Origin of the sequence: Lysinibacillus sp. RS10, from assembly GCF_041956855.1 — a bacterium.
In the GTDB taxonomy this organism is placed as follows: Bacteria; Bacillota; Bacilli; order Bacillales_A; family Planococcaceae; genus Lysinibacillus; species Lysinibacillus xylanilyticus_A.
In genome coordinates, this window is record NZ_CP167122.1 from 3,661,868 (window position 1) to 3,682,259 (window position 20,392).

Annotated in this window: 19 protein-coding genes; 1 reads left to right on the forward strand and 18 read right to left on the reverse strand. The window is 36.9% G+C overall.

The genetic code is table 11. The features are described from left to right. Positions 1-19: 19 nt before the first annotated feature. The 5 genes from ACB089_RS18725 to ACB089_RS18745 are packed head-to-tail and all read right to left on the reverse strand — an operon-like array spanning position 20 to position 4,280. A complete protein-coding gene (locus tag ACB089_RS18725) occupies positions 20-1,405 on the reverse strand; it encodes a sensor histidine kinase (protein ID WP_374963417.1) in 1,386 nt (461 codons plus the stop codon). Continuing rightward, a complete protein-coding gene (locus ACB089_RS18730; RefSeq protein ID WP_374963419.1) occupies positions 1,393-2,055 on the reverse strand; it encodes a response regulator transcription factor in 663 nt (220 codons plus the stop codon). Before ACB089_RS18730 ends, ACB089_RS18725 begins: the two co-directional genes overlap by 13 nt. Positions 2,056-2,083: 28 nt before the next feature. Beyond that, positions 2,084-2,839: a lantibiotic immunity ABC transporter MutG family permease subunit gene (locus tag ACB089_RS18735; protein ID WP_374963421.1), complete on the reverse strand. Its 756-nt coding sequence runs from the start codon at positions 2,837-2,839 to the stop codon at positions 2,084-2,086. A 3-nt stretch (positions 2,840-2,842) separates the two neighbouring features. Continuing rightward, positions 2,843-3,571 (reverse strand): lantibiotic immunity ABC transporter MutE/EpiE family permease subunit, encoded by a 729-nt coding sequence (locus ACB089_RS18740; protein WP_374963425.1) that lies wholly within the window; start codon positions 3,569-3,571, stop codon positions 2,843-2,845. A gap of 1 nt (position 3,572) precedes the next feature. Next, positions 3,573-4,280, reverse strand: a complete 708-nt coding sequence (locus ACB089_RS18745; protein WP_374963427.1) for a lantibiotic protection ABC transporter ATP-binding protein — start codon at positions 4,278-4,280, stop codon at positions 3,573-3,575. Positions 4,281-4,754: 474 nt separating this feature from the next. On the opposite strand from ACB089_RS18745, the gene ACB089_RS18750 reads away from it, so the two are divergent. Beyond that, positions 4,755-4,913: a hypothetical protein gene (locus ACB089_RS18750; RefSeq protein WP_375122116.1), complete on the forward strand. Its 159-nt coding sequence runs from the start codon at positions 4,755-4,757 to the stop codon at positions 4,911-4,913. A gap of 79 nt (positions 4,914-4,992) precedes the next feature. Here ACB089_RS18750 and ltrA read toward each other — a convergent pair whose 3' ends face one another. From ltrA to ACB089_RS18815, 13 genes are all read right to left on the reverse strand, one after another. Further along, complete coding sequence (gene ltrA / locus ACB089_RS18755) at positions 4,993-6,255, reverse strand: group II intron reverse transcriptase/maturase (RefSeq protein ID WP_374963429.1); 1,263 nt, start codon at positions 6,253-6,255, stop codon at positions 4,993-4,995. 615 nt (positions 6,256-6,870) lie between these two features. Then, complete coding sequence (locus ACB089_RS18760) at positions 6,871-7,737, reverse strand: 2-oxoacid:ferredoxin oxidoreductase subunit beta (protein ID WP_368635389.1); 867 nt, start codon at positions 7,735-7,737, stop codon at positions 6,871-6,873. Next, positions 7,737-9,476 (reverse strand): 2-oxoacid:acceptor oxidoreductase subunit alpha, encoded by a 1,740-nt coding sequence (locus tag ACB089_RS18765; RefSeq protein WP_374963430.1) that lies wholly within the window; start codon positions 9,474-9,476, stop codon positions 7,737-7,739. The genes ACB089_RS18760 and ACB089_RS18765 overlap by 1 nt, the downstream gene beginning before the upstream one ends. A gap of 486 nt (positions 9,477-9,962) precedes the next feature. Then, positions 9,963-10,229 (reverse strand): stage V sporulation protein S, encoded by a 267-nt coding sequence (locus ACB089_RS18770; RefSeq protein WP_010858535.1) that lies wholly within the window; start codon positions 10,227-10,229, stop codon positions 9,963-9,965. A gap of 361 nt (positions 10,230-10,590) precedes the next feature. Continuing rightward, positions 10,591-11,388: a TIGR00282 family metallophosphoesterase gene (locus tag ACB089_RS18775; protein ID WP_374963433.1), complete on the reverse strand. Its 798-nt coding sequence runs from the start codon at positions 11,386-11,388 to the stop codon at positions 10,591-10,593. A 204-nt stretch (positions 11,389-11,592) separates the two neighbouring features. Next, positions 11,593-12,603, reverse strand: a complete 1,011-nt coding sequence (locus tag ACB089_RS18780; protein ID WP_374963435.1) for a glycosyltransferase family 2 protein — start codon at positions 12,601-12,603, stop codon at positions 11,593-11,595. Beyond that, entirely contained in the window at positions 12,585-14,129 is a 1,545-nt protein-coding gene (locus tag ACB089_RS18785) for an oligosaccharide flippase family protein (RefSeq protein ID WP_374963437.1), read from the reverse strand. The genes ACB089_RS18780 and ACB089_RS18785 overlap by 19 nt, the downstream gene beginning before the upstream one ends. Before the next feature lie 15 nt (positions 14,130-14,144). Further along, positions 14,145-15,278 carry a glycosyltransferase gene (locus ACB089_RS18790; protein WP_374967595.1) on the reverse strand — a complete coding sequence of 378 codons (1,134 nt, stop codon included), beginning with the start codon at positions 15,276-15,278 and terminating at the stop codon, positions 14,145-14,147. A 201-nt stretch (positions 15,279-15,479) separates the two neighbouring features. Then, complete coding sequence (locus ACB089_RS18795; protein WP_374963439.1) at positions 15,480-16,559, reverse strand: glycosyltransferase; 1,080 nt, start codon at positions 16,557-16,559, stop codon at positions 15,480-15,482. A 17-nt stretch (positions 16,560-16,576) separates the two neighbouring features. Further along, a complete protein-coding gene (locus tag ACB089_RS18800; protein ID WP_374963440.1) occupies positions 16,577-17,281 on the reverse strand; it encodes a CpsD/CapB family tyrosine-protein kinase in 705 nt (234 codons plus the stop codon). Next, positions 17,281-17,997 (reverse strand): YveK family protein, encoded by a 717-nt coding sequence (locus ACB089_RS18805; protein WP_374963441.1) that lies wholly within the window; start codon positions 17,995-17,997, stop codon positions 17,281-17,283. Before ACB089_RS18805 ends, ACB089_RS18800 begins: the two co-directional genes overlap by 1 nt. A 97-nt stretch (positions 17,998-18,094) precedes the next feature. Further along, positions 18,095-18,931 (reverse strand): O-antigen ligase family protein, encoded by an 837-nt coding sequence (locus tag ACB089_RS18810; RefSeq protein WP_374963443.1) that lies wholly within the window; start codon positions 18,929-18,931, stop codon positions 18,095-18,097. A gap of 329 nt (positions 18,932-19,260) precedes the next feature. Next, entirely contained in the window at positions 19,261-20,031 is a 771-nt protein-coding gene (locus tag ACB089_RS18815; protein ID WP_374963445.1) for a tyrosine-protein phosphatase, read from the reverse strand. Between the last annotated feature and the right edge of the window lie 361 nt (positions 20,032-20,392).

The following is a 20,392-nucleotide window of genomic DNA, read 5'->3' on the forward strand; positions in this document are numbered from 1 at the left end:
TCTATTTCGTCAGCCACAATTATGCCAAAGAGAAATTGATTGGGATTGTTATGGTTACTTTTCCTCCACCAGCTGATAAATCATTGGCAATTTGCAGTGTTCCATCATGACTCTGAACAATTGATTGGGCAATATAAAGTCCCATGCCATGGTGATTTCCTGCATTTCTGCTTGGATCTCCGCGATAAAATTGTTTGGTAGCCTCATTTAAATCTCTCAGAGAAAATCCACAACCGCCATCGGTAACCGTAAATTGCATAAAATCCGCAGCACCTTGAACAGTTAAGGTCACCGTTCCATTTTCAGGTGTGTGCTCTACAGCATTGGCAATGACATTAAAAATTGCTCGATAGAAATGCTCTTCATCGATAAATACAAGGGCAGGAAGCATTTCCTTTTGGACAGCCACTTGAAGCTTTTTCTCTAAGGAAAGAGCTCTCATTTGATGCTCTACTTCTGCCATAAATGCATCCATTTTAACATTTGTTTTTTCACGAACGATATTTTTCTCCATCTTCGATAAATCAATTAGCTCTTTCGTGAATTTTTCTATTTTAATTGTATTTTTCAAAATATAGTCATTATATTCTCTTTGTATATCGTCTTGAACCGTGTCCTGTAAGAGCTCTGCATTTCCCCGAATAATTGTAAGTGGTGTTTTCAGATCATGGGCAAGAGCAGAAATTTGTTCTCTACGAGTCTGCTCATTTTCCCATTGCTGTTTTAACGAACTATTTAAGGCCTCTTTCATCTGCTCAAGAGAAATCGATATTTCATCTATTTCACGAATTCCTGAAGAGTTAATCGTAAAATCCAAATTTTGATTTTGTATTTTTTCAATCGCTTCCTGTAAACCAAACATTTTTTTCTTTAGACTTCTGCCAAAGTGGATCGCAAGCACAGCTGCATACGCCACTATTCCTACTATAAACACTAGGAACACTAACAGCTGCGGATTAGGCAAATATTTTCTTAAAATTTCTGAACGATACTGGGGTACTAAATAATACCGTAATATACAAATCTCATTTTCTCGCTCTATAAACGAATAAAATTGGGAACCACCTTGAGTTTCCCCTTTTTTCATGACATCCCAAGCTTTAAAAGCTTCCTTTTCTGAAAGATTCCCTGCAAGAAATTGTCCATCTTTAGAAATGACAGCGTAGTCAACAAGGTCTGGGATAATATCAGCTGTAACCGAACTACTAGACGCAATACGATCCCTTGATAATGAAATTTGAGTTTCTGCATAATTTGCTGGCAAAACGATGTTGGCAGAAAAGGAAAATAAAAATAAACTAAACAGTAGTACTACTAATAGAATAGTGCCTATACATAGGAAAAGGAGATATCGAAGGAAAAAAGTATGAAGGCGTGTCCCTTTATTCGGCTTCATTGTCTCCATTTATATCCAATCCCCCAAACAGTGTCAATGACATCAATTTCAAAGGCATGTAGCTTTGAACGAATATTTTTAATATGCTCAGTAATAGCGGTACTGTCACTTCTCCCATCAAATCCAAAAATCGTTTCATAAATCTTTTCTTTAGAAAAAACCTGTCCTCGATTTCGAGCTAAAAATTCACATATTTCATATTCGCTTTTTGTCAGTATTACCTTCTCCTCATTTACAAACAGCTCTTTACCAGATAGATTGAAATGAACTTGATCTGCAAAGAGAATGCTTCGTCTCTCCCTTTTTTCGCGCCTTAAATGCGCATTCACTCGGGCACGGAGCTCTCCAATTCCAAAAGGCTTAATCATATAATCATCCGCGCCAAGGCCTAGACCATACATTAAATCTGCCTCTAATGATTTAGCCGTTAAAAAGAGGATAGGACAATCTACCGCATGACGGATTTGACCACATATTGTAAACCCATCTATTTCGGGCATCATCACATCTAGTAAAATTAAATCAAAGGCACCAAGATCCATCTTACTTACTTCTGTCGCATCAGAGACTGTCGTTACTACATGTTCGTCTTTTAGTAATGCATTTTTTATCAATACTAAAATATCTTTTTCATCATCTACTGCTAATATTTTCCCCATACTACTACCCTCATCATTCCTTCATACCCTAATTCTCAGATTTTCTTCCTTCCCACTTCCAAAACCATAAACAAGACAGGGTTAATGCTAGCAATGTTCCACTAATAGCAGCCAAAATTCCAGCCTGTAGTCCTGTGTCCACCATTGATAGTTCAATTCCCGACGCCTTTAGTATCCATAACGAAACAAAGTGACCGCCCCATCCATAAGGTATGAATGACCAAATACCATCACCTAGGCCAGTAAGCAGTAAGGTTACTAAAAGTGATTCCACAATACCTAATCCGATTGAGGCACCTTTCCCAAAATGAAGACTAACAAAAAGATGTAAAATATATAAAAATACATAGCTTACAAACAAAATGCATCCAGCTATTAAATAAAATTGAAAACCCAACGTATCTTCATGCAAAAGTTCAATAAATCCAACACTAAAAATACCGACGGACAGTAATATTGCCCCAAAACTAAACAACAATAACAGTAGTAGTTTGCTTAAAAAGGCCACTATTTTTGTTTTAGTAGCTTTTAGCATCTCCTGAAAATGTCCTGCCGTTGCTTCTTGCTCCGCTACCATTGCACAAACTAATCCAATAATAATTGGAAACCCACACGAAAGCCCCTCAAAATAAGCCGATACTTTCCCATTAAAATCCCATGGTGAATAAGTATAGTACGCTAAAAACACCCCTGAAATAATGATCGGTACAATTAGATGTGTAAGCAAAAACGGCGTTCTTTTTGTTTTAAGAAGCTCTGCTCTAAGTAATCTTAACATTACCATACTCTATTTGGCCTCCCTTTTTTGAAACCAACGTGCAGTAATGAAGCTTATTAAAGCAAACCATGCTAAGGCAACTAATATACCCGGAGCTATAACCCATGTGTTTAATAATGGACTGCCCTCAGGTACCGGCAAGCCATTTGGTAAAATCTCAAGAGTTGGACAAATTAGTCTTGCTGTAATGCTATAAGGAACGCTAAACCAAAAATCCCCATCTGCAAGTGCTACGATCCCCACAATATTGCCAACTAGATTGATTAAAATAGCTATATAAGTACCTAATTTTGCCGCAAGAAATAGACAAAGTGGAATTTGCCATAACATCGTTAAGAAAATTAATAAACTACCTGCAAGACTTTTTGTTAAAGGAAAACTATGACCAAAAAGTATTCCGCCAGTAGTAATACCTGCAAAGAAAATGAGCGTAATAAGTAACAACCAGGCACTACAAGCAAGTATTTTGCTAAACCATATCTTTTTAAGGTCAATCGGCATTGCGAGAATGCTATGATATTTTAATTTAGCATCTTTCTCTACCACTAACGCACAACATATTGTCAGTGCACCCGGCAGGAGCATTGAATACCACCAATTATAAGCACCCTTTTGAAAAAAACTCCCTCCCATTAAAACTGCACTCAGTAACAGTGTCACGATGGGGGCTAGCCAAACTAATTTAGGAATAAAAGTCTTTTTCCATTTTAATCTTTCAGCCTTCATTATAGAAATCATTTTATATGCCTGCCTTTCTATTAGCTGACACTACTTGCATAAATAATGATTCTAATTCCTGACCTTGTGGGGCAACCCCCTGATATCCTAATTTACCATCTGCAATGATGCCAATCTCATCAACGACCTGCTCTACTTCTGAAAGTATATGGCTTGATAAAATAACTGTAATACCTTGCTCCGGAAAAGATCTGATTAATTTTCGAAGCTCTTGAATACCGATTGGATCAAGACCATTTGTTGGTTCATCAAGAATTAACAGCTTTGGATAGTTTAAAAGCGCAATAGCTATCCCTAGGCGTTGTTTCATCCCTAATGAAAACTGTCCTGCTCGTTTCTTTCCTGTATTGGTCAAGTCAACAATTGTTAATACTTCATCAATACGTGACTGTGGCAATCCAAGGGCAATTGTTCGAACCTTAAGATTCTCTCTTGCCGTTAAGTTTTCGTAAAGTGGTGGTGTTTCAATTAATACGCCAATGTCTTGTAAATCATTGCGATTCCATTCATGTCCATTAAAAAATATCTTCCCTGCATTTGGGCACAGCATACCTGTTATCATTTTTAACGTTGTAGATTTCCCAGCGCCGTTAGGACCGAGTAAACCGTATACTGTATTCCGTGGTATAGTCAAAGACAGGTTTTCTACAATTGTTTGTCCTTTAAAGCTTTTACTAAGATTCTCAGTTTTTAAAATAAAATCATCCATAGTAAGTCATCATCTTCCTTTCGATGACTATAGTGTAAAAAATGATTATAAGGATTTTATAAGGATATCGAAAATTTTTGTGGTCACTATGAAAATCAATTTGGCCAAGGCTTGTGAATGTTGTAACGCTTTAAATAAACGGAAATCAACGATATAGTAGAACTTTTTGTCCATTCCAAAAATGAACACTATGACTACTCACCATAATCAAACAGAATAGTTTGTTACAGTGAAGTGATTTACATTTGCTGTCGCTTCACTTTCGTACAGATAAACATAATTGCTGAAGTTTAACTTTAACTAAAGTGGCATGCCAAAAGATACACGGTAAGTGAAGTGGTTGATTGGAGTGGAGACTGAGCGACTCCTTGGGGATTAGCGGTAGAGGAACGAAGGCTAAGAGCATCACGTCCTGTGATAACGCCTTCGTAACCTACATCGTGTAGGCCCGATACCCTGGAGCGAGCAGCGCGAGTGAAGCGGCTCATCGGACGCCCCCAGGAAGCTCTGCTCTGCGCGAAAGCGAAGCGTCAGCGGCAAAGCGCTCAGTCGGAACGGAAATCAACCCCTCGCTTTGCAGAAGAACCATATTTATTTATAAGTCATCTTAATTCCATTGACATAACAGTCTAGCAAAAATCGAGTAGGAGGGAGTGACTAACTCCCGACCTCTCCAACCACCGTACGTACGGATCCGTATACGGCGGTTCAATTAAGATGAATAACGCAAGATTTCATAACGAGCTTGCAGACTTTTGAGCCCTTGGTTACTCCAATAAGAGTTACCAAGGGTTCTGTGTAATATTGGACTTTTCGAAATACGCCAGTAACTCTTGCGAGTATTGCCCCATTCGTAAGCCTTCCAGTCTGGAACTCCTAAGCGAATAAGGTTGCGCACTTTCGTACGAGGCTTCTTCCAATTCTTCCATAAACACATGCGAAGTCTTCTTCTAATCCATCCATCCAGTGATTCAAATATTGATTTCGTATCCGCTAATGAAAAGTAGCCACACCACCCAATTAAGTATTGATTCAATTGTTGAATTCGGTACTCCATTGGAAATGGCTTCTTTCTAGCTGTTAATTCCCGAATTTTGTTCTTCATTCGCTTTATGCTCTCTTTCGCAATTCGAACTTGTGGTTCTTTGCGGGAGGTAAAGCTAAATCCTAGGAATTTACGTTGCCAAGGACGAGCCACTGCGGATTTCTTCTCATTTATTTTCAATCGCAGCGTCTTCTCAATAAAGGTTTTGATACTTGCCATCACTCGTTCTCCTGCTCGTTTTGTTTTCACATAAATATTGCAGTCATCGGCGTAACGGACAAATTTATGACCACGTTTCTCTAATTCTTTGTCTAATTCATCCAGCACAATGTTTGAGAGAAGTGGACTCAGTGGACCCCCTTGGGGTGTTCCTTCATCTGTATCATAAACGACACCATTTATCATGACACCCGATTGCAAGTATCTACGAATCAGCTTGAGTAGAGGTTTATCAGAAATTTTCTTCGCTAATGTACTCATTAGACGGTCATGGTTTACTTTGTCGAAGAATTTCTCTAAGTCCATATCTACTACCCAGCGATATCCTTCTTTTATATAGCCTTTGGCTTCTCGGATTGCATCGTGAGCACTTCGTTTTGGTCGAAATCCGTAACTATGATTCGAGAAGTTCGGGTCGTATAGGTTGGATAGCACTTGGGCAATTGCCTGTTGAATGAGTCGGTCTGTCACGGTTGGGATTCCTAATAGTCGCACACCGCCGTCAGGTTTCGGGATTTCGATTCTGCGAACTGGTTGTGGTTGGTAGGTTCCCTCAAGAATTTGCTTCTTAATCGTTAGCCAGTTTTCGACTACATGCTGTCGTAGGAATTTTACGGGCATTTTGTCTACTCCATGACTCCCTTTGTTTCGTTCCACCCGTTTGAGTGCGAGAAGCAGATTCTCTCGTGATAAAATTTGATTCATTAACATCTCGTTCGACTCCTCCGTGAATAGCTTGTCTTCTTATAACAGTTTCTACTGCACCCGCTCAATGTCCCTCATGGGATTCACCATTACCTCCATTAAGTCGGTCCTTCTGGATTTTCTGTGTTTATCATAGAAAACTGCATGCCAAGGGCTATTCTCTCCGAATTGTTCGGTCCTTTCCATTCATTCTAGAAGTGAATGGTACTATGACCTCTGCTGACTTCTGATGGTTCAGCTACCTATCGCTAAGTAGGTTACAAAGTGTACTTTGCGTTTCCATCAGACCTCCCCGGGTAAGCGTATGCACTTTCACACCATCTATCCGCCTCATTTACTCGATATGACCTTCGACAGAAAGGACTTTGTGTTGTTGTGCACACTCATCCAATCATACCTAGCCTTATATGAGATTTGTGTTCCTCGGACCGGTGTTTTGCCTCCAGCTTCCTTCAGATTCCGCGTCGCCACGGACACCCTTGCTCTTGGCTAACCTCTACTTCTGTCTTCGAGGTTCGGGACTTGCACCCTATAGTTCATACGCATGCCGGGCGCACACACGAAAAGCATTTGGAATGAGAACATCCCAAATGCTTTTTGTCATGCTATTTAAAATTTGATTTACATAAATTCTTTCACTAATTCATTAAAATCATTTTCGCTCATTTTAATATCAATATCCGTTAATGGTAGTTCTGAGTAGCCTGGTACTTTTTCTTGATATGAAGTTGTTTCAGTATCTTGATAAATAATACCGGTTACTAAACCTTCATGCTCCATTACTGTACGCATCGCCATACCGCGGTCAGAATTGTCATAGCCTTCGATATCAGCAAGCTTTGTTAAGTTCTCTTTAAACCAATCGTACGTGTTCACTTTGTTGTATGTTACACAAGGTGAGAATACGTTGATGAACGAGAAGCCTTTATGATTAATACCAGCTTCAATTAAAGCAGTTAACTCTTTAATATCCGTTGAGAAACCTTGTGCGACAAATGTAGCGCCACTTGTTAAAGCTACTTCTAATGGTTTTAATGACGGCTCAATCGCACCACCTGGCGTAGATTTTGTAATAAACCCTGCAGCAGAGCGTGGAGATGTTTGCCCCTTTGTTAAACCATAAATTTGGTTATCCATAACAACATACGTGATGTCGATATTACGACGGATGGCATGAATTGTATGCCCCATACCAATCGCAAAGCCATCCCCGTCACCACCAGAAGCGATCACCTTTAAATCACGGTTTGCCATTTTTAAACCTTGTGCGATCGGCAATGCACGACCATGAATACCGTGGAAACCATAAGAGTTGATGTAACCAGAAATACGACCAGAACAGCCAATTCCTGAGATGACAGCTAGTTCGTTTGGTTCAATACCTACGTTGGCCGCAGCGCGCTGAATTGCAGCTTGTACAGAGAAGTCTCCACAGCCTGGGCACCAGTTTGGTTTAACTGTATTACGAAAATCCTTAAATGTTGCCATTAGCGAGTCAACTCCTTCACACGATTTTCTAATTCACCTGGCAAGAATGGTGTACCATTGTATTTTGTAATAGTCTCGATTTTATCGTGACCACCAACATTCATCTTCATAATATTTGCTAATTGACCTGTGTAGTTATTTTCTACAACAATTACTTTTTTCGCTTTTGCTACAAGCGGTGCCACCTCAGTAGATGGGAATGGGTGAATTAAACGAATATGCGCATGGTTCACCTTCATACCTTGAGCATTTAAGCGTTCTTGTACCTCTTCAATAGCTCCACGAGTTGAGTTAAAGCCCACTAATAAAATATCAGCATCTTCGTGTGGTGCATTTGAGTATACCGGATTATCAAATTTCAATGCAGCTAACTTACGGAAACGTTTATCCATTTGTACTTGACGGTTACCCGTTGCCTCAGATGGTTTACCTGTTTCATCATGCTCAACCCCTGTTACATGGTGAATACCATTTAACGTACCAGGTAGTACACGTGGTGAAATACCGTCTTCCGTATTTTCAAAACGTTTAAAGTATGCTTTATCAGCCGCTTCTTCAATGTTGTCAGAAACAATTTTACCGCGACGAATTTCAATTTTATTGTAATCAAATGGTTCAACAGATTGTTTACCTAGTGATAATTGTAAGTCAGTCACTAAAATCACTGGTAATTGTAACTCCTCTGCAATGTTAAACGCTTGGATTGTATCAAAGAATGCTTCCTCCATAGTAGAAGGTGCAATTACTACTTTAGGAATTTCACCATGCGTACCATATAACATCGCCATTAAATCTGATTGCTCTTGTTTTGTTGGCAACCCTGTTGATGGACCACCACGTTGTGTATCAACAACAACTAGTGGCTGCTCTGTCATACCTGAAAGACCAATCGCTTCCATCATTAATGAAAGACCTGGACCAGCGGAAGCTGTGAAAGAACGGACACCACCAAAGTTTGCCCCAATCGCCATTGTCGCTGCAGCAATCTCATCTTCTGTTTGAATAACCGCACCACCGAATTTCGGTAATTTTTTAATAAGGTATTCCATAATTTCAGATGCTGGTGTAATTGGGTAGGCTGCCATAAAGCGTGTCCCAGCTGCAAGTGCACCAAGTGCTACAGCATCGTTCCCAATCATGAACATACGGCGTTTGCCATCTGCTGGCGCTAATGCCCATTCACCTACACGTTCGCCTAAAAGCTCATTCATTAATTCATGACCGCGTGCAATGGCCTCCATATTTTTTTGAACAACTTCTTCGCCTTTTTTGCCAAAAATATCATCTACAACATTTTGAAACACTTCGTCCTCTAAATTCAGCAATGCAGCTGTTGCTCCGATTGCCACCATATTTTTCATCAACGAAGTGCCAAGCTCTGCCGCTACCTCTGTAAAAGGTACCGCAAATAATGGCGCTTTTGAATCTTCTGGCTTCACTGGATCGAATTTTGAATCCGCTAAAATAATGCCAGTCTCTGTTAGCTCTTTATAATTGACGTCGATTGTTTCTTGGTCAAATGCTACTAAAATATCTAAATCATCCGCAATAGAACGTACTTCTGTTGGACGAACTGTAATTTTATTATTCGTATGGCCACCTTTAATTCGAGAAGAGAAATGACGATAACCGTATAGGAAGTAACCTAAACGATTCATTGCCATTGAGAAAATTTCCCCTGTACTTTCAATCCCTTCACCTTGTTGCCCACCGACTTTCCATGAAAGCTGATGTAACATGTCAACAACTCCTTAAATCCAATGTGTACTATTTATTTTTTCCTTCATAAGTTTAACATGAAGAATCGTTCTGCACTATTGTTATTCCACGATTTCAGCGAAATTCAGACCTTTGACCGAAAACCTTGTTCATAAAGTTGTAATTTTCAAAAAATAATATGTGAACAGCTATTATTACTCCGGGTACATTAAATAAAAAATAAATTAGTCTAAACAAAAATGTTAATTATCCCCTTTATTCGTGATCAGTACAGACTAATGTAGCCCTAACATTTCATTGATATTTTTAGAACCATCTATAATTTTTACTATGCCTTCTCTTTTATACATTTGAAAGCCCAGACTGTAATAAAAGATGTTTGTTGTTACTCACATTTCCTTTATTTCTTCATAATCAATCCAAATATGAATCCTGAACAATCAAGCTCCTCAAACAAAAAAAATGCCTTGCAACTTATTGTGCAAGGCATTTTACTTCATAACTTATTATCGAACACGTTTTTCTACAAGAAGCTTTAAAGCTGTACGTTCCTCACCAGCAATTAAAATATCGGCAAACGCCGGTGCGCAAATTAAATCTGTGCCACTTGGCGCTACAAATCCGCGTGCAATGGCCACTGCTTTCACGGCTTGGTTAAGTGCACCTGCCCCAACTGCTTGCATTTCTGCTTGCCCTTTTTCTCTGATTACCGCGACTAATGCACCTGCAACTGAATTTGGATTAGAGCGTGACGATACTTTTAATGAATCCACAATTATTCCTCCCCGTTTCGCGAATAGTGTTTACGCTCAACAACTCATGTCCCCCTTTTTTGGACCTCAAGTTATTGTCGATAGGTCATTTTATGCTCGGTAAAAAGGAAATAGACTATTTTCGTTTCTTATATATTTAAATAAATCAAAAAAGACTGAAAATTTTCGTTAAAACATTACTATGTCAATGAAATAAAGGTGCCATTTTAAATAACTGAGGGCTCCTTGACAAAACGAGGGGATGATTTCCGTTCCAGGCTACTCGCTTTGCCGAAGAGCCATACTTTAATTTCATTGACATAACAGTTTTTCAACATAAAAAAACTATTGTGCATTTTTTCATACACAATAGTTTCTCTCCTTATCCTTGAAACGGATAATCTTCGTTTATATAAATTCGCTCACAATGCTTGGCTTTCCCTGTTTTATCATCAATATCTACAAAGAACCCACTTAACACATCGCGTCCCTTTTTCGGCACTTCAAAACGGGATGGCATATTGGTTTGGAATTTATAAATAACACTTTCCTTCGTCATTCCCAATATTTCATCGTATGGGCCTGTCATACCAACGTCAGTAATATAGGCTGTGCCATTTGGATAAATACGTGCATCGGCTGTTTGTACATGTGTATGTGTCCCAACGACCGCCGAGGCCTTTCCATCTAGATGCCATCCAAGAGCAATCTTTTCACTTGTCGCTTCGGCATGAAAATCCACGAATACAAGCGGTGACGTTTTATGCGCTTCTTCGATTAATTTCTCAGCCATCGCAAATGGATCCTCATGAGGAGGTAAAAACACGCGACCATGAAGATTAATTACAGATAATGTTACACCGTTTTTTGAAATTTGCACCATCCCTTTACCTGGTGCTTCACTTGAAAAGTTTGCCGGGCGTATTAAATAATCAGCATCATCTATAAAATCAAAAATATCTTTGTTATCCCAAGTGTGGTTGCCCATCGTAATAACATCTACACCCATTTGCAATAGATCATTATAAATATTTTGCGTAATCCCACGACCTGCTGCTGCGTTTTCACCATTTGCAATAACAACATTTGGATTGTATTTTTTCTTCAAGCGAGGTAAATATTTTTCTACAGCATCTCGCCCTATTGAACCTACAATATCACCTATAAATAAAACTTTCATTTTTACAATACCACTCTTTCTATCCATTACGCCTTACAGTCATTTTGGTTTCCTGCTAATGATATAGTGAGACCTACTCTTCATTACACATACCAAAAATAACCGCTACTTTGCTTTCATTGACGATCAATATCATCATTAATTGTAACCTCAGTAAGAACATTAAGCAAAAAAAATATAAAACACTAATTATTCGGCAGTTCTCTAAATTATTTTATTCTTTTTCAAATTAACATAAATAAGTGTGGAGGATAAATTGAGCCAATTCATCTTTACTAGCCTAAAAAAGAGTAATTGCTTCACATTCCTATTAATAAGTTTGACCTTTAATAGATCCGGATACCTTTTTACAAATGATTGTATCTCTATTTTGATATCTTGTCTGACTCTACTTGTCTGTATACGATGCAAAATCACAAGCAAACCTTCAAATTGATAATTTAAAAAGCTGTTTTTTACTTCATTATATACATTGCCTATTTTCAGCTCTATTTTTAGCTTTTCATACAATACATCGTACTTTTGACGTACATTTATATTCGTCCCTCTCGTTAACGAGTTTTGGTTACCAACATTATAGTAATATAACTGCTTCGGAACATAGCAAATAGCTTTATTTTTAATGACGGCTCTCGTAATAAAAACTGTATCTTCTGCAAAACTCATATCTTCATCAAATCGTAAAGCATGTTTATCTAAAAAGGCTTTTAAATATAATTTACAGCTAGCAAAGCCGAAATGCCTTTCTCCTATTTCAGTAAATAACTGATTTAAGCAATCTACTGCACTAACAGTACAATAAACATGAGATGAATAATTCAATTGCCTACTACCAGTCGTCTCCTGCCAATATAAATCACACTTCGCAATATTCGATCCCGTTAACCGACAAGCAAGATACAATTCTTGGAGCATTGTTACCTCAATCCAATCATCTGCATCAACAAAGGTGACATATTGACCATTTGCATGCTCAATGCCTAAATTTCTTGCCTTACTTACCCCTCCATTTGGTATATCAAAAACAGTGATTCGTCCATCTTCTTCTGCAAATTTACGTAAGATCATCAAAGATTGATCACTACTACCATCATTAATAGCAATAATTTCAATGTTTTTTAACGTTTGCCGACATATGCTAGTTAAACATTTTTCTAAATATTTTTCTGCATTATAAACAGGAAGGATGACACTCACTAAGATTTTGGGTTCCAAAATTTTGCGCCTCCCCTATTAACAAGAATGACTTTTAGCTGCTCAAGCCATTTTTTTCTCTGCTCTTTTTTTAAGCCTACACATAAAAGACTAACGCCCACAATTACACTATAGTAAAAAATATATAGAATGATTGAAAACCAAGTAATCGTAGGATTTGCCACTAGCCATAAAAGCTTTATTAAACTAATAGCAAGTCCAAATGCTAGCGCTAACCTACCTACTGCTTTCCAAAATCCATAAATATCTAATTTTATTTTCTTATAATAATAAATATTCATGACCACTACATTGCCAATCAATAAGGAACACGCTGTGATAATTGCTGTGCCAATTTTCCCATAATAATAAATAGCAGGAATCGACATAAAAATATTCCCCACCGCTACACTTATTAATAAAATCGTTCTAAATTTAAATAAATTTTTTGCCTTCAACACACTTAATCCCAGGTTTTGTATGAGGTCTATGATAAAAGGCATCATAATGATTAGCACAATATAATAGACGGTTATAAATTCTTTCCCTAACCATAACGTTAAAAATTCTTTTCCAAAAAGAAAAAAGCCTCCCAAAATATAGCCAACTACTAAAAACTGCATGGATCCTACTTTTATAAATAACTTATTTATTTGCTCTAACCCATCTTCTTGTGTCACTAACATCGAGATTCGAGGCAAAAATAAACCGCTGATTGCCAAGGCCAGCGACATAAAAATTAAGACAATTTGTATAGCAACTGCATAAATTGCCACATCCTCAGTTCCCTTTAATATTCCTAAAAGAACTTGATCTGTTTGCCAATAAATTTTGTCGACAATAACCGTAATAAAAATAAAAATGGCATAGACGAAGATTTCCTTTATAAATGCTTTATTATTCAATTTAAACGTAAATTTAATAGCCAATACTTTTAGACAGAATATCGCATCAATTAGTAAAAATAACACATTGTAGATGGCTACAATGTAAATCAACGTAACAGCACTTGTACCCTGTAAAAGAAAAAACAACATCGTTAAAGGCTGTATAATGACCTGTAGTAATGCTGTTAATTTAATAAAAATGAATTTTTCATAGGCTTGTAAGATAGAGGAAAATACGCTTAGTGGAAATTGTGCTGCCAAGCTTATTGTCATAATATAGCCCATGATCTTGGCTTTATTTAGCTGCTCAACAGTCAAGCTTTTTCCAAAAATAACGTCCACTTGTGAAAATAAAAGGAAGCCAATTAGTAATGTAATGAAACCAATGCCAATAAATAATTTTAGAAAGAAACCATTTAACGATGCTTCTAATGCTTTATCATCCGTCGCTCTGTTTCTAGAAATATAGCGTACAATGGCGTTGCCTAACCCTAAATCTAAAATGGAAAGGTAGCCAACAAGTACAATCATAAGTGAATATAAACCGTACTCTTCTTGACCAAGTTTCGAGATAATGATTGGCGTAAATATTATGGAAGAAATAATCGTACAACCGATTGTTATATATGAAAGAACTGCTGCAATTTTAATTTCTTTCATAAACACACCTTTTCTTTATTTTGAATAACTTTTAGGCAACACCATTGGATACAAAGATTGATATTGCTCTATTACCTGTTTAATATTGAAATTAGCTAGTACATGCTCTCTACCGAGTTTTGCCTTTTCAGCATATTGCTTTGAACTATAATTTAATGCTTTATTAATGGCTTGAGCTAACGCATGAGCATCCTTTGCAGTGACCGTCTCACCAAATTCTCTCACTAAATATTTGCAATCACCAACATCTGTCGTGATACAGCATGTTCCACTCGCTAATGCCTCCACTAATACATTTGGTAATCCCTCACCTGAGGAGGATAAAACAAACAGATCTGCTGCCGACATTAACTGAGATATATCATCTCTACCGCCTAATAAAAAAATGACATCCTCTAAATGGGCATCCTTTATCATTTGAAGTAACTCACTATTATTCGCATCTATTTCAAGCCCTACTAAAAACATATAAAAATCCTGTCTTTCAACCCTTAACAGCTGTAAGCTAGCAATTAAATTTTTATAATCCTTTAAAGGATCCCATCTGCCAACGTGTAATAAAATATGTCGATTCTCTACATTAAAATGCTCGAAATAATATTGCCTCTTAACACTAGGCTTAAATAAATCCGTATTAATGCCATTGACGATGACCTTATGTTGATGACTATCATAGCCAATTTCTTCATGAATCTCTTTTACTTTTGGACCACAGGAAATAATTATATCCACCTTTTTAGATAATCTCGCACAAAGCTTTGCAATTAAGATAGTTGTCCATTTATTTTCCTTTTTATCTAAATTGCTATGATGAATCCCCCAAATTAGCTTTTTTCTCCGAACTCTTGAAATAAGATAACCCAATAAGTTTGAATGGTACATCCATGTTTGGATAATGTCGCTGTTTTTACATACTTTAAAACACGTTAGGAATGAGCGTAGAAAATTAGATCTCAAATCACAAATATAAACATTCATATTTAATTGCTGTTGAATTAACTCGCCATACACATCCATTTCAGTCAAACAAATAACATCTACCTCATACAAATCCCTGTCAACAGATTGCAATAATCGATAAAGCATAGTTTCCGCTCCACCAAAGCCAATCGCAGTTATAATATGAGTAACTTTAATCTTTTTTTGTATACGATCATCCTCTTTTTAATTATGAGTTTAGATTATATCAGCTTACATCAGGGCCTAAAGGGGTAGTGCTTTTAGCTGAACGAATACTTGATTTTGAATTTGTACATGAGCGGTTTACCCGAGCAGTTTCTCCGGTTACCTGAGCAGTTAAGAGCCCTTTCCGAGCGAGGCTTAGATTACTTGAGTATTTATAGCTTCATTTTATATGTAGTAAGTACACATCTTTTGTGCAATATCTTCTGCATTCAATCCTTTATTGTCAATCCCATTTATTATATTGCTTAGTTCAATCGGTTCGTTTTCTTTAATAATTTCATGTAGCCAATCTTCAATATTTCCGTTTATATCTAAATACTGAATTAGACCAACATTAAGATCTACTGCTCTTGGTACAGTTGCAGAAACAATTGATGGCGTGCCACATACTTGTGCTTCTAATAGGACAATTCCAAATCCCTCATATTTAGATGGTAAAATAAATTTATCGAACAACTGAAGAAGGTTGATAATATCAGCACGTTGCCCTAACAGTTTTACAGATTCCTGTAATTGATTGCGTTCGACCAACAAACGGATTTCTTCCTCTAAAGGACCCTCTCCAATAAATATAAATTTATAATTAATACCTTTTTGCTTTAATCTCGTGGCAAGTTTCAATAAAAACTGCTGATTCTTCACAGGAACAAAACGTCCAATATGTCCTAAAACTAAATCATTATCACGAATTCCTAATTCTTTTTTTAATAATTTCTTTTCTGCCTGTGAGAGATATTTTATTTTGTTGATATCCATTGGATTAAATAATATGTCAAAGGGTTTCTCTCCAAAACAAAATTCCCCTGCATGTGCACTACATGCAACTAGCTTCGTCGCATTCATGACACTCATTTTTTTTAGGAAAGACAAAAGATATTTATTACTCCATTCTTCAGCAACATTTGTATGACTGTGTAACACTCTACATTTGACGCCAGCCAAACGTGCCGCTAGCAATGTAAAAATAGCTCGATAACCCGTATGATCATGGACTGCATCATATCCATTGTCTTTAATTATTTTGTATATTTTCATCATATAGGCAAGAGGACCTTGCTTTGTGATAAATTTTTGATAAAACAATTGGGAACCATGTTCTATAAAAGAGTCATGAGATCTTCCCTTATTAAACACGACAAAGTCAAAGTGGTACAATGACTTATTTGTATTAGCCCAAATGTCTAATATCATCGTTGTAATGCCACCAAAATCTGTAGTCGGAATAATATGCAAAATCTTCTTCATAGATTTTTTAGTCACCCTTACTCTATCCCATAATATTGATCATACATATTGCGCTTCATTTTAAAATTATTTAATACAATTCCCAAAATATTGGCTTGTGAAATTGTTAATATGGACTTTGATTTTAAAACTGCGGCTTTCCCAACTGCACCAGAATTGACAATCAGTAAGGTTCCATCGCACTTATTGGATAAAATTTGTGCATCAGATACAAATAATAAAGGCGGAGCGTCGAAAATAACGATATCGTATTTTTCTTTTGCAATCGCCATAAAAGATATCATTGTTTCAGATGCCAGTAGCTCAGTTGGATTTGGTGGAATTGGTCCACTTGCAACAATGTCTATTCCTTCTACAAACGTTTTTTGGATCACATCTATAAACTTTTCCTGCCTAGATAATATAGAGGAGAGGCCTACACTATTGGCGAGATGAAATGTATGGTGGAGAGTCGGCTTACGCATGTCAGCATCGACAATTAAGACCTTCTTCTCCTCTTGTGAAAAAACTACACCGATATTCGCTGCGTTTGTAGACTTTCCTTCCCCCGGAATAGAGGAAGTTACTAAAATAGTTTTCACATCTTGATTTGGCTGTGCAAATTTAATATTTGTACGAATCGTCCGAAACTGCTCAGATGGAATTGATTTAGCATCAGAAACAGTAACTAGCTTGCGAGCCATCAATGATTTATTCCTCTTTTTCCTTCGCATCGAAAACATTATGGGTTCCCCCTAGACTTAGACTTTTTCCTTATTTGCGACTCTATATTACTGACCACCCCGATAACCGGTAATGATAAAATTTCTTCGATATCACGTTCAGTTTTGATTGTTTTATCAAATGTTTCCATCATATAAGCAAGCACAAGGGCAAGAGAAAAACCAGCGATAGTTGCTATTAGTATGTTTAATATTTTGTTTGGTTTAACAGCTGCTGCATTTTCACTAGATTTCGCTACAGACAAAATATTGATATTGTCTACATGCATGAGCACAGGAATTTCTTCTTTAAAAACTTCGGCGACAGTATTGGCAATTTCTACAGCCCTAGACTCTTTCTCATCTTGTACACGAATATTCACTACTTGAGAATTACTCGCACTAGAGACGTCTATTTGATTCATTAATCGTTCAGGTGTGGTCGTTAGTGACAGCTTATCAATTACCTTCGTTAAAATAGCGGGGCTTTTAATAATGACGTTGTACGTATTGATTAACCGAAGATCCGTATCAACATTTTGTGCCCCTACTAGTTGCTGATTATCATAGCTTTTTTGATTCACTATTATTTGTGTTTCCACTTCATATATGGGTGTTAAAATAAAAAAACTTAACATAGCAGCTATACCCATCGACAACATTGTAAGCACCAGGATAAAGAACCAGCGTTTTTGCAATGTTTTTACTATACTTTGCACTGTAATTTCTTCATTCACAAAAATAGATTCCCTCCTACAAATGCGGATTATTGTACTATTAATTAAGTATATTAAGTAAACCTTACAGTTATTCGGGAAAATATTTTTACAATAACTAAGTCGAATTTTTATTTCTGTCAAATCCGCTTACTACGAAGACAAGTATATGAAGCACATTAAAATAGAGAATTTCAAATGTAGATACACCAAGTGCAGCAACAACGACGAAGACTGTAAACACCACTAGTTGTTTGTCCATTTGACTATGGCCTTTCGCAATCGAAATAAGAAAGACAGCATAACATACTAGCGACAGTAAGCCCGCCTCCTGCAATATATTGACAAATGTATTGTGGGCATGGGAAACGCCAATTGCCCATAGTGATTCAGCACCATGTCCCCAAAAATTAATATGCTCAAATACATATTTCCATATTTCAAGACGACCATCTGTAATATTTGTAGATTTTTTCTCCATTTTCAAAAGAATACTTTGAAACGCCTTCTGCATCATTTCAACTTCATTAATAGCTATTACTAGTATTGAGCAAGCTGCTATCAATAAAAAAATAAATTTTAATAATGGTATAAATCTTTTTTTCATCCTTTTTACTACTAAGACAATCATAACTATTGTCACAATGGCAATTGTTAATAATGATGTACGTGCGTTTGACAGCATAATGACATACAAAGCAAATAAATAAATAATTGTATAAATCCCTAAAAGAATAGTTAATTTCAGCTGTCGGTGCCCCTCCAGCATGGCCACTATTATTTCATATAGCTTCATAAGTACCACAACCATCAAACCAATCATAGAAAATCCTAATGTATTTGGATTTTCAAATATCCCTGAAAAAGCACCGAACATAAAATGATTTTCTTGAAAACATAAAATAAAAAATGGTATATATGCTAATAAAACACCATTAAGGACAACTTCTTTCACATGCTTTCTCACGATATCATTAAAGAAAATCGCTACAGCTAAAAAAATGCAAAATAACTGAAGGCTATTTTTTAATAGCCCTATATCCTGGTTGACCCCTGCGGATATAACACAAAAAAAAGTATATAAACTAAAAAATAGGCTGGCTTGTACATTTTGGATGATTATTTTTTTATGCATTAGAAAGGATAGAAGGATTATTACTAGGCTAATCAACAATGTTAATTTATGATAAATCCCTTCAACGGGTTGCATTAAGCTCATAAATATAAGGGCGCTAAACAGTAGCGTGGAACACAATTTCATCTGAAAATCACGCTCAATTCTAGTTAGATTGTAAAAAAATCCCACCATTTCTTCGTGTAGATTTTGTCCAATTCAAGTGGAAATATCGGCTTGTTTGCGATGACAAGTGCATTATTCTTTAAAAGTTGATCAACAGCATCTAGCTCCTTCTGCTTTTCAAGGTAATTGAGAGCTCTGTTATAAAGAAATGGCCTCGATGTTACGTTATGCGCGTCGGATCCAAATGTATGAATATAATTCGCTCGCACTAACGCTAACGATAAACGCTGTACCTCTTTACCATAAAGACCTGTTAAACTTCCAGCCGTTATTTGCGTTAATGCACCTTCTTGAATCAATATTTCAAGTCGCGTCGGTTTTTCTCGAATGGCATAGTTTCGTTCAGGATGCGCAAGGATTGGTGTATACCCCGCTGCCTTCAACAGTATAATCATTCTTTTCGTATACGCAGGGATTGTGCTAGAGGGTAATTCTAAAAGAATGTAGTTAGAATTCGCTAATGTATGAAGCTGCTTTTGCATAATCAAAGTATGTAGTTCTTCATGTAAACGCACTTCATGCCCTGTATGCAGTATGATTGGTATCTGATGCTCCTCTAATGCTTGTCGTAAATATATTGTTTGCTCCTCTACAAGTGAATAATTAACATGATATTGTGGATGCATCACATGGGACGTACAAATTATTTCTGTTATTCCTTCACCGGATGCTTGCTGCAACATCTTTAATGATTCCGCTTTATTTTTTGGCCCATCATCAACACCAAATAATAAATGAGCATGTATATCAATCATCTATATCACAACTTTCTTCTTTAATGACTGATTATCTAATTGGCCTTCTTCTCTTTTATGAAAAATACTTGTTAAACATGACTAACATAGTGCTTTTTTCTAGATATGTATCAGATGTTAAAGTTCAATCGGTGCTTCGGACTATTCTAACTGTCGTTAGGCCTTTCTATACGTCGCTTTGGCTTCTTTCCGTCGCTCCGCCTTCCTATCCGCCGCTTTGACTCCTTTCCGTCGCTCTGCCCTTTCTATCCATCGCTTTGACTCTCCTTTCCGTCGCTCCGCCTTTCTATCCGTCGCTTCGGCTCTCCTATGATAGAAACAATAAAAAAGAGGCTTCTCTAGATTTTCATCTAGAGAAACC

Coding starts and splice junctions, on each gene's coding strand:
- ACB089_RS18725 (WP_374963417.1), bottom strand. CDS start 1,405: ATGGAGACAATGAAGCCGAATAAAGGGACACGCCTTCATACTTTTTTC.
- ACB089_RS18730 (WP_374963419.1), bottom strand. CDS start 2,055: ATGGGGAAAATATTAGCAGTAGATGATGAAAAAGATATTTTAGTATTG.
- ACB089_RS18735 (WP_374963421.1), bottom strand. CDS start 2,839: ATGGTAATGTTAAGATTACTTAGAGCAGAGCTTCTTAAAACAAAAAGA.
- ACB089_RS18740 (WP_374963425.1), bottom strand. CDS start 3,571: ATGATTTCTATAATGAAGGCTGAAAGATTAAAATGGAAAAAGACTTTT.
- ACB089_RS18745 (WP_374963427.1), bottom strand. CDS start 4,280: ATGGATGATTTTATTTTAAAAACTGAGAATCTTAGTAAAAGCTTTAAA.
- ltrA (WP_374963429.1), bottom strand. CDS start 6,255: ATGTTAATGAATCAAATTTTATCACGAGAGAATCTGCTTCTCGCACTC.
- ACB089_RS18760 (WP_368635389.1), bottom strand. CDS start 7,737: ATGGCAACATTTAAGGATTTTCGTAATACAGTTAAACCAAACTGGTGC.
- ACB089_RS18765 (WP_374963430.1), bottom strand. CDS start 9,476: ATGTTACATCAGCTTTCATGGAAAGTCGGTGGGCAACAAGGTGAAGGG.
- ACB089_RS18775 (WP_374963433.1), bottom strand. CDS start 11,388: ATGAAAGTTTTATTTATAGGTGATATTGTAGGTTCAATAGGGCGAGAT.
- ACB089_RS18785 (WP_374963437.1), bottom strand. CDS start 14,129: ATGAAAGAAATTAAAATTGCAGCAGTTCTTTCATATATAACAATCGGT.
- ACB089_RS18795 (WP_374963439.1), bottom strand. CDS start 16,559: ATGAAGAAGATTTTGCATATTATTCCGACTACAGATTTTGGTGGCATT.
- ACB089_RS18800 (WP_374963440.1), bottom strand. CDS start 17,281: ATGTTTTCGATGCGAAGGAAAAAGAGGAATAAATCATTGATGGCTCGC.
- ACB089_RS18815 (WP_374963445.1), bottom strand. CDS start 20,031: ATGATTGATATACATGCTCATTTATTATTTGGTGTTGATGATGGGCCA.